Source organism: Actinoplanes sp. NPDC049118, assembly GCF_040648555.1.
Taxonomy (GTDB): domain Bacteria; phylum Actinomycetota; class Actinomycetes; order Mycobacteriales; family Micromonosporaceae; genus Actinoplanes.
Genome location: NZ_JBEZDY010000013.1, coordinates 151,240 through 170,792 on the forward strand (window position 1 = coordinate 151,240; position 19,553 = coordinate 170,792).

Below are 19,553 nucleotides of genomic sequence, written 5' to 3' on the forward strand. Positions count from 1 at the left end.
CGCAAGACTATATGTCGTTGGCGCAATGCGCGGCTATGGTCGGCTCATGGGAGAACACGGGCACGGACATGAGCACGGGCACGGACATGGGCATGGGCACGGACACGAGCACGGACACGACGCCGACGCGCTGCCCGAGCTGCTGGATCTCGACGCCGAGGTGCTGCACGCGTACCGGGAGGCGCTGATCGACCAGATCTACGAGCTGGCCGGCGGCGCGCCGCGGCGGATCCTCGATCTGGGCTGCGGTAACGGGACCGGCACGCTCGCGCTGGCCGGGCGTTTCACCGAGGCCGAGTTGATCGCGGTGGACGTGTCGCCGGACATGCTGCACCGCCTGCGGGACAAGGCGACGAAGGCCGGCGTCGCCGACCGGATCCGGACCGTCCAGGCGGACCTGGACGAGGGCTGGCCCGGCGTCGACGGCCTGGATCTGGTGTGGGCCTCGGCGTCCCTGCACCACGTGGCGGACCCGGACCGCGTCCTCGCCGCCGTGTTCGACTCGATCCGGCCCGGCGGCCTGCTGGCCGTAGCCGAGATGGCGTCCTTCCCGCGGTTCCTGCCGGACGGCCTCGGCGGCGGCGTCGAGGCGCGGCTGCACGCCGCCCTGGACGCGAGGCACGCCGTCGAGATGCCGCACCGGGGCGAGGACTGGGGGCCGCGGCTGAGCAACGCCGGATTCGCCGTGGAGGCCGCGCGGCACTTCAGGATCGACCTGACGGACCCGCTTCCGGCCGCCGCCGGCCGCTACGCGCAGGCCACGCTGGTACGGATGCGGTCCGTCCTGCACGACGAGATCGGCGCCGGCGACCACGCCATCCTGCACACCCTGCTCGACGGCGACGGGCCGGAGAGCCTGCTGAGGCGCGACGATCTGGCCGTGCACGCCGAGCGCAGCGCCTGGTTGTGCAGGCGGCCGTAATCCGGTTGCCCGGTGCGCGGCGGTGGGTCACGATGGCGCGCATGACTACCGCTGAGCCGAAGGGCGCGTGCGCCCTCGCGCGTTGACCGCCCCGACGCGGCGCCGAGCCGCCGCCGACCTCGATCACTGGCACAGAGCAGTCGAACTCCGGCGGGAGTGGCGGGACATCGGTCTCGCCACCGAGCCGGCCGACCGCGACGCCGCCGAGGAAGTCCTCACCCGCCTGTACCGACGGCACGGTCGTGCCCGGCCCCGGTTCGCCTGGGTCGGCTCGCCCCGCGACGCCCTGCCCCTGACGGCGGGGATGCCCTCCCACGACGACCTGCAGCGGTGGCTGCGGCCCCGGCGACCGCCGGGCCGCCCGCCGCTGGCCGGCGACATCGCCGCCGGCTGGTCCCGGCTGATGGGCGCCCTCGACGACGGCGCCGACCCCTGCCTCGGCCCACGACGGCCGCCCGGCAAGGAGCACAAACCCTGGCCGGTGCTGCCCCCACCGGCCGCATTGGACGCTGGTATCCCGCTGGGCGAGGTGCTGCGCCAAGGCGTCCGCGGCGCGTTGCGGACCGTCCTGGTGGACAGCGTGGTCCTTCCGGTGCGCGCCACCCTGGGGGCATCGGGCCGCGTTCCCGTCGGGTGGTGGGGACAGCAGGACGCGTACTGGATCGCCTACTACGACGTGCTGCGCCGGCTGGGGCTGGCGCAGCACAGTCCGCTGGTCGGCGGCCGCCTGGACGACTGGGCGACCCTGGCCCGCTCCTGCGGCTGGTGGTGGCCGGGCGAGGAGGTCTGCGTCGTGGTGGAACGGCCCGCACGGATCGAACCCGTTCACCTGAGCGACGACACCCTGCCGGAACCGGCCCTGCCGGCCGTCACCTATCGCACCTGACCCGTATGGGTGCGGCCGGGCACCCACGCCCGGCCGCACCCGCTCCACAACCAATGCCCGACCGTAAGTTCAGGGCGTGCGCGCTGAACCGCAGCGTGGTGCGGTCCAGGGTGAGCCGGCCGCCGACCGCCTCGGCGCCGCGCCACAGATTCGCCGCCGCGCTCAGCAGGACCTGCTCGTTGTCGTCCATCGCCAAACCTGACTTCCGGTGATGTGTGCGCCCGCCGCGCCGGCCGGGCGTCAGTCAAGATCAAACAATGACGTCACCCTCGACCAGGCCTTCAGCGCCCGGCCAGGACGCCGTCCTCGGCCGGACGGGCGACCGGCGCCGGAGCGGCCTGCTCGCGGGCGCCCGTACGTTCGGCGCCGATGCCCGCCGCCACCACGAAGGCGACTCCCGCGACCGGCGCCCAGCCGGGCACCTGGCCGAGCAGCAGCAGCCCGATCACCAACGCGAACGCGGGTTCGAGGCTCATCAGCGTGCCGAACGCGGCCGTCGTCAGCCGGCGCAGGGCGAGCAGTTCGAGGATGAACGGCACCACCGGCAGCAGTACCGCCAGGCCGACCCCGACCAGGAGCATCTGCCAGGTGATGCCGGCCAGCACCGACGGGCCAACCACCAGCGTCGCGACCAGGCCCGCGACCGGCATCGACACCGCCAGGCCCTGCAGACCCGAGACCTCGTCGCCGACCCGCTGGGTGAGCAGGATGTACGCCGCCCAGCACACCGCCGCCGCCAGCGCGAATCCGACGCCGACCAGGTCGATGCCGCCGTGCCACGGCTCGGTGAGCAGGACGACGCCGACCGCTGCCAGCATCGGCAACACCTTCGTGCCGCGCCGCCCGCGGATCACCGCGACGGCGAGCGGGCCGAGGAACTCCAGCGCGCTGGCCGTGCCGAGCGGCAGCCGCGCGATCGCGGCCATGAAGAGCATGGTGACCGCCGCGGTGACCACGCCGAGGGCGACGCTGGCCAGCAGGGCCCGGCGGGTGAACGCGCGCAGCCGCGGCCGGACGAGCACCAGCAGGATCACCCCGGCCCAGGCCAGGCGCAGCCACGCCGCGCCCTCGGTGCCGATCCGGTCGATCAGGGCGACGGACGCCGCGAGGCCGAGCTGGACGAGGAGCATCGAGGCGAGCGCCATCGCCGTGCCGGTCCGTGCATCTGTACGCATCGGTCAAGTAGAGCTCCCCTAACTGTTCACGTCCACGTGCTAATAGTGGATTAAACGTTCGGGTTTGATTGACAATAGTCCGATGGACACGCGACGCCTGCGCCTACTGCTCGAACTGTCCCGGCTCGGCTCGATGCGGGAGGTCGCCGAGGAGATGCACGTCACCACCTCGACCGTCTCCCAGCAGCTCGCCGTCCTGGCCCGCGAGGCCGGCACGACGCTGATCGAGCCGGAGGGTCGCCGGGTCCGCCTCACCCCGGCCGGGCGCCGCCTCGCCGAGCACGCGGTCACGATCCTGGCCGCGGTCGAGGCCGCCCGCCTGGACCTGGACCCCGACGCGGAACCCGCCGGAGACCTGCGCGTCGCGGGCTTCGCCACGGCCGTACGCCGGTGCCTGCTGCCGATCGCGGCCACCCTCGCCGCCACCCACCCGCGGGTCCGCCTGCTGATCCACGAGCACGAGCCGTTCGAGGCGTTCGAGCTGCTGGCCACCGACCTGATGGACCTCGCGCTGACCTACGACTACAACCTCGCGCCGGCCGCGTTCGACCCGACGCTCATCGCGATGCCGCTCTGGGAGGCGCCCTGGGGCCTCGGGGTGCCGCTGCACGCCGCGGCGACGGAGTTCGCCGGGTTCCGGGAGCACGACTGGATCGTGAACTCGCGCAACACCGCCGACGAGGACGTGGTGCGCACCGTTGCGTCGCTCGAGGGCTTCGCGCCGCGGATCGTGCACCGGGCGGACAGCCTGGACCTAGTGCAGGACCTCATCGTCGCCGGGCTGGGCGTCGGGCTGCTGCCGATGGACGGGCCGAGGCTGCCCGGCGTACGGCTGCTGGCCGTGCCCGGTCCGCAGGTCCTGCTGCGCAGTTACGCGGTGACCCGGCGCGGCCGGGCCGGCTGGCCGCCGCTGGCGCTGATGCTGCGGCTGCTCGGCGCGCAGTGACCGCGGGCGACCGACCGGCCCGCCGCGGACCGGCGACCGGGTGACCGCGACCGGGTGACCGCGACCGGGTGACCGCGACCGGGTGACCGCGACCGTCACCGACACCCTGACCCGCGCCGCGGCCGGCGGCGCACCTTCACCGTGCCGTCCGTGCGGTGCGCCGGCCGCCCGTCCGGGCCCTCCTGCAGCCGGTCGTGGGCCTCGCTCAGCAGCACCTCCCACTCCCCCTCCGGCAGCTCCAGGGCGGCGACGACCTCGTCCGGCTCCGGGAAGTGCACGTCACCGTGCTCGAGGCTCCGCGCAGCGAACGGGCCGAGGTCCTGGTGACCCTCGATCAGCAGGATGCCGCCGGGCGCAACGGCCGCGGCGGCGCTGCGCAGCACCCGCTCCCGGGGCATGCCCGCGCGCGAGTACAGGAACTGCGCGGACACCAGGTCGTAGCTGCCGGCGGGGAACGAGGCGGCGAGGTCGTGCCGCTGGAAGTCGACGGTCACCCCGGCCTCGGCGGCGCGCGCGGCGGCCTTGTCCAGGGCGACCGCGGAGACATCGACGGCGGTGACGGCCCAGCCCCGCCCGGCCAGCCAGATCGCGTCGGCGCCCTCGCCGCAGCCCAGATCGAGCGCGCGGCCCGGCAGCAGGCCGTCGACCTCGCGCGCCAGCACGACGTTGGGCTCGCCGCTCCACACGTGGTGCTGCTCCGCGTACCGGGAATCCCAGAAGCTCTCGTCACTCATGGGCCGAGAGTGACCGCCCCGGCCGCCGGAGCGCAAAGAACCTTGCCGTTACGGCAACGAAACGGGCTCAGCCGGCGCGCCGGCGGGCGCGGCGGGCGGCGAGTTCGTCGCCGGCGGCGGGCTCGGCCGGCAGGTTCGTCCCGACCGGCTGCGGCGCGGACGCCTGCTCGGCGGGCAGGTGCGACAGCGAGCCCTGAATCTCCTTGAAGGCGCCGCCGATCGCGATGCCGAAGACGCCCTGGCCGCCCTGGAGCAGATCGACGACCTCCTCCGGCGACCGGCACTCGTAGACGGTGGTGCCGTCGGAGATCAGCGTGATGCCGGCGAGATCCTCGACGCCGCGCGAACGCAGCGTCTCGATGGCCCGGCGGATGTTCTGCAACGAGACGCCGGCGTCCAGCAGACGCTTGACGACCTTGAGGACCACCAGGTCACGGAACGAATAGAGCCGCTGGGTGCCGGAGCCCGAGGCGTCCCGGATGCTCGGCACGACAAGGGTCGTCCGGGCCCAGTAGTCCAGCTGGCGGTAGCTGATGCCGACCGCCTGACATGCCGTCACTCCGCGATAACCGGTAACGCCGTCCTCGCCGACAAGTGGACCCTCATCAGAGTCTGACTCGTGCACGCGACTACCTCCCCGCTGCGCGGTGCCGCTTCACCTGGACTTCACGAGCGTATAACTCAGCGCGTCGCGAAACAGGGAGGTAATGCCGCGACACGCCGCGTACGGACGACTGGACCTTTGGTGATCGTCGATGCCGGAACTACCCGGCGAAGTCCTCCGGGCGGACCTGGTCGAGAAACTCGCGGAACTTCTCGACCTCATCCTCCTGCTCGTCGGGGATGACGATGCCCGCCTCGGTCAGCACCTGGTCGGCGCACCGGATCGGGGCGCCCACGCGCAGGGCCAGGGCGATCGAGTCGCTGGGCCGCGCCGAGACCCGCAGGTCGTCGCCGATCAGCAGGTCGGCGTAGAACACGTTCTCCTTGAGCTCCGTGATCTCCACGGCCTTCAGCGGCGCCTTGAGCGCGGCGAGGACGTCCCGGAGCAGATCATGGGTCAACGGCCGGGCCGGCTTCACACCCTGCTGCTCGTACGCGATGGCGGTCGCCTCCACCGCCCCGATCCAGATCGGCAGGTAGCGATCACCGTCGACCTCCCTGAGCAGGACGATCGGCTGGTTGCTGGGCAGCTCCACCCGAACCCCGACCACGCTCAGCTCGCGCACTGCCCGCCTCCGTGTCGCACGTCGTACCCGCCCCGTAAAGCCGCCCGAAGGGCGACCATCAGGCTGTTTCACGCCTATCCTGCACGGTACACGGGCCCCCGGGGGCCGGCGCCACGCGTTGCCCGTCTCTCAGGCTTACCCGGGCCGCACCCCGCGAACCCTCAGCGCCCGAGGGTGTCCCGCAGGCCGGCCCGCACCAGCGCCGCGTGCAGCCGCTGGGAGAGCGCCTGCAGCTCACGGGCGGTCTCCGCGGCCCTGGCCCGGGCCGCGGGGTCGTGCTGGCGCATCAGCGGCGTCAGCAGCTGGGCGAATAGCCCGACCTCGCGGTCGGCGCCGGTCCGGAACGCACGCAGGTGGCGCAGCTCGAGGCCGTGCCGGACCAGCCCGACCACGGCCTCGACGATCACCACGGCGTCGCCGTCGTACCAGCCCGGCGGCCGCGACGTGACCAGGCCGATCTGCTCCAGCTCGGTGAGCATCTGCTCGGCGATGCCGGAACGCTCCACCAGGTCGGCCCGCGACACCCGGGCGTCGGCGGCGTCCGCCGGCACCTCGGCCTCCGAGCCGACCGCCACCAGCGACGGCCGCCGGTGTGCCAACGGGTCGTCGCCGCGTTCCTGCGCCTCGAGCTGCTCGCGGATGACCCGGAGCGGCAGGTACTGGTCCCGCTGGGCGGTCAGTACGAACCGCAGCCGGGCCACGTCGTTCCACGAGTACTTGCGGTAACCGGAGGCGGTGCGCTGCGGGTCCACCAGCCCCTCCGCCTCCAGGAACCGGAGCTTGGAGATCGTGGTGTCCGGAAACTCGGTACGCAGCTGGGCCAGCACCTCCCCGATGCTCATCAGCGCACTGTCACGGCCGCCCTGAGCGCGAGGGCTCTGGTGGTCGTGCGCGGCCGCCCCCGACGGGTTCACGCCCCGCTTCCCTCGCCCTCCGGGCGGGGACCGGCGATGAAGACCAGCCGGAACTTGCCGATCTGGACCTCGTCCCCGTTGCCGAGGGTTGCGGACTCGACCCGCTCCCGGTTGACGTAGGTGCCGTTCAGCGAGCCCACGTCGCGCACCGTGAACGTGCCACCGTCGCGATGGAATTCGGCGTGGCGGCGCGAGACCGTCACGTCGTCAAGGAAAATGTCACTGTCGGGATGCCGGCCACTCGTGGTCACGTCATGGTCCAGCAGGAACCGCGCACCCGCATTGGGTCCGCGGCGCACGACCAGCAGCGCCATACCGGGCGGCAGCGAACCGGACATCCGGCTCGGTACCACGTCGGTCTCGGGGCCCTCGAGCACCTCGTCGAGCGCACCGAGGTTCAGCGTGGACGTGACGTCGAGTGGGGGAAACTCGTCGTCTGGGCGCGTCATCGGACCACCTCACGGATCTTTTTCGGTCGCCGCCCGACGACACGGGGTGAGCGAACCGGACCGGGTCCGGAGCGCAGCGCCCCCCGCCGCTGCCCGGAGGTCCGGACGGCACGACTATCGGTTTCGAAGTAATAACAGTTCTACATGTGCCCCGCGAGCCTAGTCAGCAGCGAAATAGCGGGCAACCAGACGCGCGGGCGATCAGCTGTTGGTCAGAGCCTTGTATGCCTCGGCGGACAGCAGGCCCTGGAGCACCGCCGGATCCTCCGGGGCGATCTCGACGAGCCAGCCGGCCGCGTAGGGCTCGGCATTGATCAGCTCCGGTTCGTCGGCGAGACTGGCGTTGATCGCGACCACCGTGCCCGCGACCGGCGCATAGATCTCCGAGACGCTCTTGGTCGACTCGATCTCACCGAGCGCTTCGCCGGCCCGCACCACCGTGCCCGCGTCGGGCAGCTGCACGAACACGATGTCGCCGAGCGCGTCCTGCGCGTAGTGGGTGATGCCCACCCGCACGGGCGCGGAACCGTCGCCGGACACCCACTCGTGCTCGGCCGTGTACCGCAGGTCCTCAGGAATCACACATTCCTCCGTTGACAAGCGCGCCCGTTCACTTGACCGGACGCGCGTACTGCAGGCTGGTGGGCTGACGCACCGCGGTCACGTCGACCGTGCTGCGTTGCTCCATGGTCACGTTACCGCCGGCCTGGCTCACCGAAGCGACCACCCCACCGGGGATCTGCAGCGCCGTCTGCATGGTGGACGGCACCCCGATCACCCGCAGCGTGTACGGCCCCCTGAGCTGCACTCCGTCGACGATCACCTGGCCGCCGTCCGCGTCGACGAAATACGACGACGCGACGATCCGGACCGAGACCCCGTTGTCGCCGGCGATCTCCATCACCTCGCCGCCGGCGCCGCGCAGCTCCTGCACGGCATTGAGGATCTGCGAGGCCTTGATCGGCTGGCCGCGGGGGTCGATGGTGATCTTCAACCCGGGCCCGTGCGCGGGCAGCGTGCCGGCCAGCAGGCCGAGCTCGTCGGCCCGCTTGTCGGCCTCGGCCAGCGCCGCCTGTCGCCCGGCGACGCCGGAGGTCAGCTGCCGCTGGCTCTCCTCCAGGGCGTTGATCTCCTGCTGCAGGCGCTGATCCCGGGCCTCCAGGTCGCTGAGGATGCCGACCAGGTCCTCCTGGCGCGCGGTGGCCAGCCCGGCATCGGCGTCGTTGCTGCGCAGCTGCACGACCAGGGTGAACCCGAGCAGGGCGAGCAGCACCCAGATGAGCGCGCCGGCCGAGGTGACCCGGCGCTCCTTCTCCCGTTCCCGGGCGGACTCCCCGGCGGGCGCCGGCTCCGGAGTCCCGGCGGCGGCCTCCCCGGCGATCACCGTTTCGGGTGACACCGCGGGCGCGTCTTCGTCCGGAACGCTCCCGGACGCACCCGGATCGTCCCGCCGCGGAGCCTCGCGGCCGGGCGTCTCGCGCTCCGGCGACCGCCGGGTCTCCGCCCGATCGGACTCCGTGCTCCGGGCGGGCGCCTCGCGGTCCGGCGGCTCGCCGAACGGCGGGGCGGGCGTGGGTCCGTGGCCGGCGGGCGTCTCCCGGCCCGGCACGTCGCCGGCCGGCGGGTCGTCGAACCGCGCGGCGTCGGACTGCGGGTCGTCGAACCGCGAGTCGTGCGCCGCCGCGGGCGTCCCGGCGGGCGGGACGCGAGGGAGCCTCGACGTGCCCGGCGCGAAGAACGGCGGCTGGAGCCGCACCGTCTCGCCGCCGTCCAGGCGCGACCGGAGCGACGGCACCGTCGGCTCGTCGTCGGCAGCCGGCGGGGGTGGGGGCGTCAGGAGCGTGGTGGCCTCGTCATCGCCGGCGGCGGGCCAGACCCCGGTCGGCTCGTCGCCGTCCCCCACGGGCGGCTCAGGCGGCCCGGAGGGCGTGCGTGGATCCGCCGCGGCACCGAACCACGTCGGCCCGGCCCCGCCGGCCACGGCTCCCGCCGGATCCGGCGGGTAGAAGGGGCCGCCCGGTCCGGACGCGGCGGCGGCCGACGGCGGGGCCGGCGGGGTGAGGCGAACGGTCGGCCCGTCCGCGGCGACCGGGGCATGCGGGTCGGTCACCGCCCCCGCGACCAGCGGGGCGTGCGGGTCGGTCACCGCCGCCGCGGCCGTCGGGGCGTGCGGGTCGGCCGGCGTGCCTGCGGCCGTCGGGGGCGGCGGGTCGGTCGGCGCCCCCGGCCAAGGCGAGGCCGGGGAGTCAACGCCCGACGCCGGGCCGTCGTCCGCGATCTCCGGGGCCGGCTCGGCGGCCGGGGCCGGCTCGTCATCGGAGGCCGGCACGGCACCGGAAGCCGGCACGGGGTCGGAGGCCGGCACGGCACCGGAAGCCGGCACGGGGTCGGAGGCCGGCACGGCACCGGAAGCCGACGCGGGGTCGGAGGCCGGCACGGGGTCGGAGGCCGGCACGGCACCGGGAGCCGGCACGGGGTCGGGGATCGGCTGCCGGACGGCCGCCGGCACGCCGGACTCGCCGGGCGTCGCCGGCGTCCCGCCCGTCTTCTCGTCGTCGCTCATCGGCAGCCCCTATGCCCGGAACAGGTGCCGGCGGATCGCGGCCACGTTGCCGAAGATCCGGACGCCGAGCACCACAACGACGCCGATGGAGAGCTGGCCGCCGACGCCCAGCTGGTCGCCAAGGTAGACGATGATGCCCGCGACCAGCACGTTCGAGATGAACGAGACGACGAACTGCTTGTCGTCGAAGATCCCGTCGAGCTTCGCGCGCACGCCGCCGAAGACCGCGTCCAGCGCGGCCACGACCGCGATGGGCAGGTACGGCTGCAGGGCGGGAGGCACCGTCGGGTGGAAGACGATGCCGAGCACGACTCCGGCGATCAGGGCGAGTACGGCGATCATCAGCCGCCTTTCGACGCTTTGCTGGACGGGGACGTCGGAGCGCCCGGGGCCGCGGACGCCGGTGCGACCGGCACGGCCTGGCGCAGGTTCGGCTCGGTGGCGGCGTCGAGGGTGACGTTCTTGACGTCGGTGACCTCGTACGTCATGCCGTAGCGGGTGCTCAGCGCCCGGAAGAACCGGCCGGCCGAGCCGTCGCGGAAGTCGTCGGCGAGCGAGTCCGGTCCGATCGCGACCACCTGGTAAGGCGTGGTCACGGGCCGGAAGTCGACCAGGATCGCCTCGCCGGCCTGCCGGATGGTCGAGGTCGCGGTGAGTCGCTGGCCGTTGACGGCGATCGCCTCGGCGCCCGCCGCCCAGAGCGCGTTGGCGGCCATCTGCAGGTCGGTGTCGCGGACCCGGGCCTCGTTCTTGCGCTCGCCGGTGAGCGGGTCGACCGGGGTCGGCCCGTCGGCGACCGTGACTTTGGCGCCCGGTCCGCGCACGGGTGCGAGCCCGGTCTCCGCCTCCATGTCCCGCAGCCGGGCCACGGCCGCGCCGCCGAGCTGCTTCTCGCGCAGGTCGGCGACCTCCGCGCGGAGCCGGTCGGCGCGGGCCTGCAGCCGGGAGGTCTCGGCGCGGCGGCCCTGCACCTGTTCGATCAGGGTCTCCCGGGCCTGGGTGCGGGCCGGTTCGGCGGCCATCGTCTGCTGGTAGGCGACCACCAGCAGGAAGCCGAGCGCGACAAGGGTCAGCGCGCTGACCGCGCTGATGACCTTCTTGCGGGTGCCGGCGACGCCCTCGCCACGCGCCTTGCGGGCGGCGGCGTCGGCGTAACCGGGGTCGAGCGGGTTGTGGAACAGCTCGGTCAGGAAGTCGGGCGCGAACCGGCGCTGCCCGTCACCGACGTCGGGCGAGGTCATCCGGCGACGGCCCTGATCCGGGCCTGCGCGGCCCGGTCGGCGCGCAGCATCGCCCGGGCCTGCGCCAGGTAGAGCACCGCCGCCGCCCAGTAGAGGCCGAGCGCCCACCAGGCCAGGGCCCAGCCGATCGGCAGGGCGACCGCCGCCGTCGACGGCACGGCCTCGGCGAGCAGTAGCACCGGGAACGCGCCGAGCAGCACGAACGTGCCGGTCTTGCCGAGGTAGTGCACCGGCGGCGGTCCGTAGGAGTGGCGGCGCAGCACCAGCAGCGCGACGCCGAGCACGGCCTCGCGCAGCAGCAGGGCGACGGTCAGCCACCAGGGCACGACCTCGCGCACGGTGAAGCCGATCAGGGTGGCGAGGATGTAGAGCCGGTCGGCGAACGGGTCGAGCAGCTCGCCGAGGCGGCTGACCGAGTTCATCCGGCGGGCCACGTAGCCGTCGACCCAGTCCGTGGTCCCGCCGAGGGTGAGCACGATGACGGCGGCGACGTCGTTCTGCGGGCCGAGCAGCAGGTAGAGGAAGAGTGGCACGCCGAGCAGCCGGACGAAGCTGATGACGTTGGGGATCGTCCAGATCCGGTCGGAGGCGGCGATCGGCGCGGCCGGTACGGGCGTCACGCGCGCAGGCTGCTGCGACATCGCGCCCCTCTCCCCCCTGCCGGCCCCGGGTCCCCACCCGTGGACGTCATTTCCGCGGCCCCGATCGTCGAGGTCGGCCCGCTGGCGGCCCCCTGCCGGCCGGCCGGGCGCACCCGGGCCGGTCACTCGCCGAGCCACTATAACCAGGCCCGTCGCTGCCCCGGTCGACCCCGGCCGCGGACAGTGCGAAGGCCGTCGCTCCGCGCACAACCCCTAAGGCGTCCTAGGATGAAACCCGGGTCAGCGGCGGCCGCGGCGGCTGCGCACGTAGTCGTCGACCACGTAGCGACCGAGCTCCGAGATGTCGGGGCTGAAGACCCGCCCGCCGCTGCGCTGGGCGACCGCGTCGACGAAGCGGCGCAGGCCCGGGTCCTCACCCAGCATGAAGACGTTCAGCGTCGCGCCGTAGCGGGTGAGCAGGTCGACCTCGTGGATCGTGAGCCGCACGGTCTCGGGCAGCGTCGGCCAGTTGAAGTAGCCCTGGCCGTCCTCCCCGAGGTGCGCGGTCGGCTCGCCGTCGGTCACCACCAGCACGACCGGTTCCGCGCCGGGGTGCCGGCGCAGGTGGCGCCCCGCCAGCTTCAGCGCGTGCTGGAGGTTGGTGCCCTGCACCATGTCGGGCTCGATCGCGGCGAGCTCACCCTGCGACAGGCTCATCGCGTACCTGCCGAAGCCGATGATCTGCAGCGAGTCCTGCGGGTACCGGGTCGCCACCAGGTGTGAGCACGCCAGGGCCGTCTGCTTCATCGGGCCCCAGCGGCCGTCGGCGAACATCGAGTAGGACAGGTCGACGCAGAGCGCCACCACGGCTGAGGCCCGGCGTTCGGTCTCGGCGACCTCGAAATCCTCCGGCTCGAGGCGTACCGGCAGGGTGCCGACGCCGCCGCCGCCGGCGCGGCGGCGGATCGCGTTGCCGATCGTGCGGACCACGTCGAGCGGCTGCTCGTCGCCGAACTGCCAGCGCCGCGACGACCCGATCAGGTCGCCGGCCGCGCCCGCGTCCCGCAGGTCGTGCTCGCCGCCCTTCCTGCCGGACAGGTCCGAGAAGACCCGGGCGAGGGCCGTGCGGCCGAGCCGGCGCAGCGCCTTGGGCGACAGCGTCAGGCCGTCGTCGTCGCGGGTCACCCAGCCCTGCCGGCGCAGCTCGCGTTCGAGCTCGCGCAGCCGGCGCACGTCGTCGGCGGCGGCGCGGCCGAGCTGACGCCCCACCGCCTCGACGTCGACGTCGTCGAGGGTCGCGCCGGGGTGCTCCTGCGCGAGCTGTTCGAGCAGGTCGTCGAGCTCACCCAGCTCGCCCAGGGCCGCGGTGGCGTCGCCGTAGCCGAGGTCCTCGTCGCCGCGCATGCGCTCGCCGCGGTTCCAGTCGAGGTCGGGACGCAGCGCCCGCAGGTTGTCGGTCAGCTCGGCGAGCCGCTCGCGCAGCGGGCCGTCGCCCAGGGCCTGGTCCATGAGCCGCGACAGCTCCTCGCGCTGCTGCGGGCTCAGCGAGCGCATCAGCCGCTCGGCCGCCGCGGCCCGGCGGGCCAGGGAGTCGATCAGCTCGTCGACGGTGCGCGGGTTCTCCGGGAAGAAGTCGCCGTGCTTCTGCATGAACCGCTGGAACGCGTCGTCGGTGTCCTCGCCCCGGGCGTGCCGGGCGAGCAGGTCGTTGAGGTCGCCGACCAGCTCCGCGACGCGGGCGTCGGTCGCCGGGTCGCGGCCGCGCAGCGCGTCACGCATGCCGGCGAAGCGCTGCTCGACCACCTCGCGCCGCAGCCCGTCGAGGATCTGCCGGTAGGTGTCCCGGGCCTCCTCGCTGGCCCAGTCGTAGTCGGACAGCTCCTGCACGGCCTGCGCGGTGGAGCGGGGCAGGTTGTCCAGCACCGCCTCGTTGAAGCGGGCCTCGTCGTCGTCGCGGCCGCGCAGCGCGTCGCGTTCGGCCGCGACGGCCTGGTCGAGCAGCTGCCGGGCCCGGGTGACCGCCCCGTCGAGGTTGCCGCGGCGCAGGGTCTCGCGGCGCAGCCGCCGGGCGCGGGCCTCGAGGTCGTCGAGGCCGCGGCCCTCGCGGGGGCCGCGGCGCAGCAGGTCACGCAGGGCGTCGCGGAGGCTGCCGCCGGCGAGCACGCGCTCGCCGACCTCGTCCACGGCACCCCGCACGTCGTAGGGCGGCGCGAGCGGATCGGGCCCGTCGCGCCAGGCCCCGTACCGGAATCTGTTGCCGGCCATGGTCAGTTCCCGTAGCGGATGCGGCCGTCGTCGGTCAGCTCCTTGGCCAGCCGGCGGGTGAGGTGCAGACCCTCCAGGACGAACTCGACGCCGGAGGCGGCCTGGCCGGGGCTGGGCGCGTCGCCGAGCCCGAGCCGGTCGAGGACCTTGGCCAGCCCGGGGACGGTGCCGATCTGGCCGAGCAGCTCCTGCGCCGAGACCAGGTCGCCGGTCTCGATGACGGTGCCACCGGCGACCAGGTCGGTGAAGCCGGACAGGTCCAGCCCGGCGAGCCGGGCCCGGAACGTCTCGGCGGTGGCCAGGCGCAGCAGGTGGCCGAGGATCTCGGTCTCGCGGCCCTCCTCCCCGCTCTCGAACTCGACCTTGCCGCGCAGGGTGCTGGTCACCGAGATCGTGTCGCAGATGCGGGCCACGGCCTCGCGCTCGTTGCGGAGCCCGGCCCGGCGCAGCGCGGACGCGGCGACGGTCTCGGCCGCCGCGATGGCGAACCGGGCGGAGATGCCGGAGCGGGCGTCGACGGCCGGCGATTCGCGGACCGCGCGGGTGTGCCGGGCGATGACGTCGACGAGATGGTCCGGCACCGCCGCCGCCAGGGCCGCCTCCTGCCGGATCAGCGCCGTCTCCAGCTCGATCTCCAGCGGGTAGTGCGTGCGGATCTCGGCGCCGAAGCGGTCCTTGAGCGGGGTGATGATCCGGCCGCGGTTGGTGTAGTCCTCCGGGTTGGCGGACGCGACAAGCAGCAGGTCGAGCGGCAGCCGCAGCTGGTAGCCGCGGACCTGGATGTCGCGCTCCTCCAGCACGTTGAGCAGCGAGACCTGGATGCGCTCGGCCAGGTCGGGCAGCTCGTTGACGGCGAAGATGCCCCGGTTGGTGCGCGGCACCAGGCCGAAGTGGATGGTGTCCGGGTCGCCGAGGGCCCGGCCCTGCGCCACCTTGATCGGGTCGACGTCGCCGATCAGGTCGCCGACGCTGGTGTCCGGGGTGGCGAGCTTCTCGCCGTAGCGCTCGGAGCGGTGCAGCCAGGAGATCGGCAGCAGGTCGCCGGCCTCGGCCGCGAGCCGCCGGGTCGCCGGGGTGAGCGGGTGGTAGGGGTGTTCACGCAGCTCGGAGCCGGTGATGTACGGCGTCCACTCGTCGAGCAGGTCGACGAGCCCGCGGATGAGCCGGGTCTTGCCCTGCCCCCGCTCGCCGAGCAGGACCATGTCGTGGCCGGCGAGCAGGGCGCGCTCGACCTCGGGCAGCACGGTGTCGTCGTAGCCGACGATGCCGGGGAAGCGCGGAGCGCCCCGGCGCAGGCGGTCGAGCAGGTTGTCGCGCAGCTCCTGCTTCACGGAGCGGAACGCGTGGCCGCTGGCGCGGAGCACGCCGAGGGTGCGCGGAAGATCGGCGGGTGGTGCGGGTACGAGCTGTGTGGGAGCTTCGGTCACTTCGGAAACGCTACCCCCGCCCTGTGACAAGTGACGGCGCCCGCGTCCAGCCCCGGCGAATTGGCTCTGTCGCGCCCGGCCGGGTACCGCAACGCTTGGTGACATGAGCGACGAGGAGATCCTGCGTTACGCGGCGTTCAGCGCCGACCCGGCCGGCGGCAACCCCGCGGGCGTGATCCTGGACGCGAGCGGTCTGTCGGAGGACGCGATGCGGGCGATCGCGGCGGACGTCGGCTACTCGGAGACCGCCTTCCTCACCGAGGACCGCGGCGCGGGCGTCTACCGGGTCCGGTACTTCAGCCCGCTGGCCGAGGTGCCGTTCTGCGGGCACGCGACCGTCGGCACGGCGGTGGCCCTGGCCGACCGGCAGGGTCCTGGCACGTTCGTGTTCGTCACCGGGGCAGGCGAGGTGCCGGTGACCGTCGACGACCGGCGGCGGGCCACGCTGACCAGCGTCGGCGCCCGCGTCTCGGGCCTGGCCGGCGGCGACCTGCAGGCCCTGCTGGCGGCGCTGCGCTGGCGGGAGGGCGACCTGGACCCGGCGCTGCCGCCGCGGGTCGCCTACGCGGGCGCGTACCACCCGGTGATCGCGGCGGCGAGCCGTCGCCGGCTCGCCGACCTGGACTACGACGTGCCCGCGCTGAAGTCCCTGATGGAGGCGAGGGGCTGGACCACCGTCCAGCTGGTCTGGCGCGAGGCCGGCGACCGCTTCGACGTGCGGAACCCGTTCCCGGTCGGCGGGGTCTACGAGGACCCGGCAACCGGCGCCGCGGCGGCCGCGTTCGGGGGCTACCTGCGCGAGCTCGGCCTGGTGCCCGCCGACGCGGTGGTGCACCTGGCGCAGGGCGACGACCTCGGGCGGCCCGGCCGGCTCACCGTCGCCCTGACCCCCGGCGAGCAGGGCGTACGGGTCAGCGGCACGGCGGTGCCGATCGCCGGATAGGCCCGCGACTACAGTCGGGTACCGATGAGCGCCACGATGATCGTCCGGGACCTTGCCGCGGGACACGGCGACCGCACCCTGTTCAGCTCGCTCGACCTGGTGGTCGCGCCCGGGGACGTGATCGGCCTGGTCGGCGTCAACGGCGCGGGCAAGACGACGCTGCTGCGTACCCTCGCGGGTCTGCTGCCGGTCGAGGCCGGCGCGGTGACGCTGAGCCCGCCCACCGCCAACGTCGGCTATCTGCCGCAGGAGCGGGACCGGCGACCGGGCGAGACCGTGCGCGACTTCCTGGCCCGGCGCACCGGCGTCGGGCCGGCGCAGGCCGCGATGGACCGCGCCGCCGAGGCCCTGGCCGGTGGGGAGCCGGGTTCGGACGAGACCTACGCGGCCGCGCTCGAGCGCTGGCTGGACCTGGGCGGCGCCGACCTGGAGGAGCGCGCGGAGCAGGTCGCCGCCGAGCTGGGCCTCGCCGTGGCCCTCGAGCATCCGATGACGGCGCTCTCGGGCGGCCAGGCGGCCCGGGCCGGGATGGCGTCGCTGCTGCTCAGCCGCTACGACGTCTTCCTGCTCGACGAGCCGACCAACGACCTCGACCTGGACGGCCTGCGCCGGCTGGAGGAGTTCGTGGCCGGGCTGCGCGCGGGCACCGTGCTGGTCAGCCACGACCGCGAGTTCCTCACCCGGACGGTCACCTCGGTGCTCGAGCTCGACCTGGCGCAGCAGCAGGTGCGGCTCTACGGCGGCGGCTACGCCGCATATCTCGAGGAGCGCGAGCGGGCCCGGCGGCACGCCCGCGAGGACTTCGAGGAGTACGCCGACCGCAAGGGCGCGCTGGTGGAGCGGGCGCAGATGCAGCGCGGGTGGATGGAGCACGGCGTGCGCAACGCACGCCGCAAGTCCAAGGACAACGACAAGATCGGCCGGAACGTGCGGGCCGAGTCGACGGAGAAGCAGGCCGCAAAGGCCCGCCAGACCCAGCGGATGATCGAGCGGCTGGAGGTCGTCGAGGAGCCACGCAAGGAGTGGGAACTCCGGATGGAGATCGCCGCCGCGCCCCGCGCCGGCGCCGTCGTGGCCACGCTGCGCGACGCTTCCGTACGCCGGGGAGCGTTCCTGCTCGGCCCGGTGACGCTGCAGATCGACTGGGCGGACCGGGTGGCGATCACCGGCTCGAACGGCTCCGGCAAGTCGACGCTGCTGGCGGCCCTGCTCGGCCGGCTGCCGCTGGACGAGGGCTCGGCCGTCCTCGGCCCGGGCGTGGTCGTCGGCGAGGTCGACCAGGCCCGCGGGCTGTTCCTGGGCGAGGAGCCCCTGATGGCCGCGTTCGGCGCCGCCGTGCCGGACCTGTCCGACGCCGACGTGCGCACGCTGCTGGCCAAGTTCGGACTGCGCGCCGCGCACGTGCTGCGCCCCGCCGACACCCTCTCGCCGGGCGAGCGGACCCGGGCCGCGCTGGCGCTGCTGCAGGCCCGCGGCGTCAACCTGCTGGTGCTCGACGAGCCGACGAACCACCTCGACCTGGCCGCGATCGAACAGCTGGAGGCGGCGCTGGCGAGCTACGCCGGCACCCTGCTGCTGGTCACCCACGACCGGCGGATGCTGGAGGCGGTGCGGACCACCCGGCACCTCGAGGTCGCCGACGGCAAGGTCACGGGCTGAGGTCCCGCGGCGCGCTGACCGGGCCCTCGTTGCCGGAGCGGTCCAGGCCGCTGAGGCAGTAGGCCGCGCCGCCGGCGGGCGGCGCCGGGTCCGCCACCTTCGCGCCCGCCCGGCCGGTCGCGACCAGGTTCGCGGCGGCGCCGTCGACGCGGTAGAGCGCCCAGCTCGCCGGCTCCGCGCCCGGGCCCGGCTGCCAGTCCAGCTCGACCGTGCCGCCGGCCTCGCGGGCGGCGACGAGCCGGGGCGCGGCCGGCGGCCGGCCGGGTAGCCGGCTCATCGTGGGCAGCAGCGCCGGTGCGGCGTAGTGGTGGTCGCGGTAGCGGCTGACCGCGCCGAGCTTGTCCCGGCGGATCTGCTTGGCGCTGAAGTGGACGCTGCCCTGCACGCCGTGCCGGTCGTTGAGGGTGAGCTGGCGGTCCAGCTGGTCGGGCTGGCGCCACGGGCCCTTCTCGCCGACCCGGTAGTCGCCCTGGCCGATGTACAGCTGCACACCGGTGCCCTTGACCAGCTCGGACCACCACGGCAGCACCTTGGCGTAGTCGGCCCGGTCGAAGCCGATGGCCCAGTAGAGCTGCGGCACCACGTAGTCGAGCCACTTCTCGCGTACCCATTTGCGGGTGTCGGCGTAGATGGCGTCGTAGCTCTCCAGCCCGTGCGTGTCGGACCCTGCCTTGTCGGTGCCGGAGTTGCGCCAGATGCCGAACGGGCTGATGCCGAACTTCACCCACGGCTTGAGCTGCCTGATCCGCTCGCTCATCTCCCGGACCAGGGTGTCCACGTTCGCCCGGCGCCAGTCGCCGCGGCTCTGCGACTTGTCGGCGCGCCGGGCGAAGCTGGCGTCGTCCTTGAACTCGTGCCCGCCGCCCTCCGGGTACGGGTAGAAGAAGTCGTCGAAGTGCACCCCGTCCACGTCGTACCTCTGCACGGCCTCGAGCATCGCGTCCTCGACGAAGCGCCGCGCGTCCGGGTTGCCCGGGTCGAAGTAGAGCCGGGCCCGCGCGCCGTCTGGGTACGAGATGGCCCAGTCGCGGTGCTTGAGCAGCGGATGCCCGGGCGCGAGCTTGCCGAAGTCGGCGCCGGGCCCGGACGGCCCGGGCTGGGTACCCCGGTACGGGTTGAACCAGGCGTGGAACTCGAGGTTGCGGGCGTGCGCCTCGGCGACCATGAACTCCATCGGGTCCCAGCCGGGTGACCTGCCGTCGCGCCGGCCGGTGAGCCACTCCGACCAGGGCGCGTACTTCGACTCCCAGAACGCGTCGCCGCTGGGCCGCACGTGCACGAAGATCGCGTTGTGCCGCATCGAGACGGCCAGGTCCAGCCACGCGCGGTACTCGGCCTGCACCTTCTCCTTGCTCAGGCCGGGCCGGCTGGGCCAGTCGATGTTCATCACCGTGGTGAGCCACATCCCGCGCAGCTCCCGCGCCGCCCTGACCGGCATGGTCCCGCATCTGCCGACGCTGCCCGCGGTCGGACCGGCCTGTTCGGCGGCGACCGGACCGGCACCGGGCGGGTCGTAGGTGGCCGCCCGCACCAGCCCGACGCCGAGCACCGCGACGCCGAAAAGCAGTGCGGCGACGATCAGGACGGGTCGGACTCCGGGACGGCGCATGGCACCCAGT

The 19,553-nt window shown here is 73.9% G+C and carries 19 protein-coding genes; 5 read left to right on the forward strand and 14 right to left on the reverse strand.

What is annotated here, in order from left to right; all coding sequences use genetic code 11:
- The first annotated feature begins 46 nt into the window (after positions 1-46).
- Together AB0B58_RS21975 and AB0B58_RS21980 are read left to right on the forward strand one after the other, a co-directional pair.
- A complete protein-coding gene (locus tag AB0B58_RS21975; protein ID WP_360226345.1) occupies positions 47-922 on the forward strand; it encodes a class I SAM-dependent methyltransferase in 876 nt (291 codons plus the stop codon).
- Between the two features lie 82 nt (positions 923-1,004).
- Positions 1,005-1,808, forward strand: a complete 804-nt coding sequence (locus AB0B58_RS21980; protein ID WP_360226348.1) for a DUF6745 domain-containing protein — start codon at positions 1,005-1,007, stop codon at positions 1,806-1,808.
- Between the two features lie 281 nt (positions 1,809-2,089).
- On the opposite strand, the gene AB0B58_RS21985 is transcribed toward AB0B58_RS21980, so the two are convergent.
- Positions 2,090-2,983, reverse strand: coding sequence for an EamA family transporter (locus AB0B58_RS21985; RefSeq protein WP_360226351.1), 894 nt, complete (start codon positions 2,981-2,983; stop codon positions 2,090-2,092).
- A gap of 82 nt (positions 2,984-3,065) precedes the next feature.
- Between AB0B58_RS21985 and AB0B58_RS21990 the strand changes: the two genes are divergently transcribed.
- Positions 3,066-3,929 (forward strand): LysR family transcriptional regulator, encoded by an 864-nt coding sequence (locus AB0B58_RS21990; RefSeq protein WP_360226354.1) that lies wholly within the window; start codon positions 3,066-3,068, stop codon positions 3,927-3,929.
- Positions 3,930-4,024: 95 nt separating this feature from the next.
- Here the strand turns inward: AB0B58_RS21990 and AB0B58_RS21995 are convergent, their stop codons facing one another.
- The 12 genes from AB0B58_RS21995 to AB0B58_RS22050 all read right to left on the reverse strand — a co-directional run bounded on the left by AB0B58_RS21995 (position 4,025) and on the right by AB0B58_RS22050 (position 15,332).
- On the reverse strand, positions 4,025-4,663 hold the full coding sequence (locus tag AB0B58_RS21995; protein WP_360226357.1) for a class I SAM-dependent methyltransferase: 639 nt from the start codon (positions 4,661-4,663) through the stop codon (positions 4,025-4,027).
- 67 nt (positions 4,664-4,730) lie between these two features.
- Positions 4,731-5,288, reverse strand: a complete 558-nt coding sequence (locus tag AB0B58_RS22000; protein ID WP_360226360.1) for a MerR family transcriptional regulator — start codon at positions 5,286-5,288, stop codon at positions 4,731-4,733.
- A 139-nt stretch (positions 5,289-5,427) separates the two neighbouring features.
- A complete protein-coding gene (locus AB0B58_RS22005; RefSeq protein WP_354722151.1) occupies positions 5,428-5,892 on the reverse strand; it encodes a bifunctional nuclease family protein in 465 nt (154 codons plus the stop codon).
- Positions 5,893-6,053: 161 nt separating this feature from the next.
- On the reverse strand, positions 6,054-6,734 hold the full coding sequence (locus AB0B58_RS22010) for a MerR family transcriptional regulator (protein ID WP_360226363.1): 681 nt from the start codon (positions 6,732-6,734) through the stop codon (positions 6,054-6,056).
- 68 nt (positions 6,735-6,802) lie between these two features.
- The gene (locus AB0B58_RS22015) at positions 6,803-7,255 is read right to left on the reverse strand and encodes an FHA domain-containing protein (protein ID WP_184994731.1); all 453 of its coding nucleotides are present in this window, start codon (positions 7,253-7,255) and stop codon (positions 6,803-6,805) included.
- A gap of 201 nt (positions 7,256-7,456) precedes the next feature.
- Positions 7,457-7,837 carry a glycine cleavage system protein GcvH gene (gcvH, locus tag AB0B58_RS22020; RefSeq protein WP_360226367.1) on the reverse strand — a complete coding sequence of 127 codons (381 nt, stop codon included), beginning with the start codon at positions 7,835-7,837 and terminating at the stop codon, positions 7,457-7,459.
- Between the two features lie 28 nt (positions 7,838-7,865).
- Positions 7,866-9,818: a DUF881 domain-containing protein gene (locus AB0B58_RS22025; RefSeq protein WP_360226370.1), complete on the reverse strand. Its 1,953-nt coding sequence runs from the start codon at positions 9,816-9,818 to the stop codon at positions 7,866-7,868.
- A gap of 9 nt (positions 9,819-9,827) precedes the next feature.
- Positions 9,828-10,160: a small basic family protein gene (locus tag AB0B58_RS22030; RefSeq protein ID WP_184994733.1), complete on the reverse strand. Its 333-nt coding sequence runs from the start codon at positions 10,158-10,160 to the stop codon at positions 9,828-9,830.
- Positions 10,160-11,059, reverse strand: a complete 900-nt coding sequence (locus tag AB0B58_RS22035) for a DUF881 domain-containing protein (RefSeq protein ID WP_360226374.1) — start codon at positions 11,057-11,059, stop codon at positions 10,160-10,162. The genes AB0B58_RS22030 and AB0B58_RS22035 overlap by 1 nt, the downstream gene beginning before the upstream one ends.
- Positions 11,056-11,700 (reverse strand): CDP-alcohol phosphatidyltransferase family protein, encoded by a 645-nt coding sequence (locus AB0B58_RS22040; protein ID WP_360226377.1) that lies wholly within the window; start codon positions 11,698-11,700, stop codon positions 11,056-11,058. The genes AB0B58_RS22035 and AB0B58_RS22040 overlap by 4 nt, the downstream gene beginning before the upstream one ends.
- Before the next feature lie 240 nt (positions 11,701-11,940).
- Positions 11,941-13,905: a hypothetical protein gene (locus tag AB0B58_RS22045; RefSeq protein ID WP_360226380.1), complete on the reverse strand. Its 1,965-nt coding sequence runs from the start codon at positions 13,903-13,905 to the stop codon at positions 11,941-11,943.
- A 2-nt stretch (positions 13,906-13,907) separates the two neighbouring features.
- Positions 13,908-15,332 (reverse strand): sigma 54-interacting transcriptional regulator, encoded by a 1,425-nt coding sequence (locus AB0B58_RS22050; protein WP_360226383.1) that lies wholly within the window; start codon positions 15,330-15,332, stop codon positions 13,908-13,910.
- 103 nt (positions 15,333-15,435) lie between these two features.
- Between AB0B58_RS22050 and AB0B58_RS22055 the strand changes: the two genes are divergently transcribed.
- The gene (locus AB0B58_RS22055; RefSeq protein ID WP_360226386.1) at positions 15,436-16,275 is read left to right on the forward strand and encodes a PhzF family phenazine biosynthesis isomerase; all 840 of its coding nucleotides are present in this window, start codon (positions 15,436-15,438) and stop codon (positions 16,273-16,275) included.
- A 24-nt stretch (positions 16,276-16,299) separates the two neighbouring features.
- Positions 16,300-17,934: an ABC-F family ATP-binding cassette domain-containing protein gene (locus tag AB0B58_RS22060; RefSeq protein ID WP_360226389.1), complete on the forward strand. Its 1,635-nt coding sequence runs from the start codon at positions 16,300-16,302 to the stop codon at positions 17,932-17,934.
- Here the strand turns inward: AB0B58_RS22060 and AB0B58_RS22065 are convergent.
- Positions 17,924-19,543 carry a family 10 glycosylhydrolase gene (locus tag AB0B58_RS22065; protein WP_360226392.1) on the reverse strand — a complete coding sequence of 540 codons (1,620 nt, stop codon included), beginning with the start codon at positions 19,541-19,543 and terminating at the stop codon, positions 17,924-17,926. The two genes, AB0B58_RS22060 and AB0B58_RS22065, sit on opposite strands and share 11 nt — an antisense overlap.
- Positions 19,544-19,553: the final 10 nt, after the last annotated feature.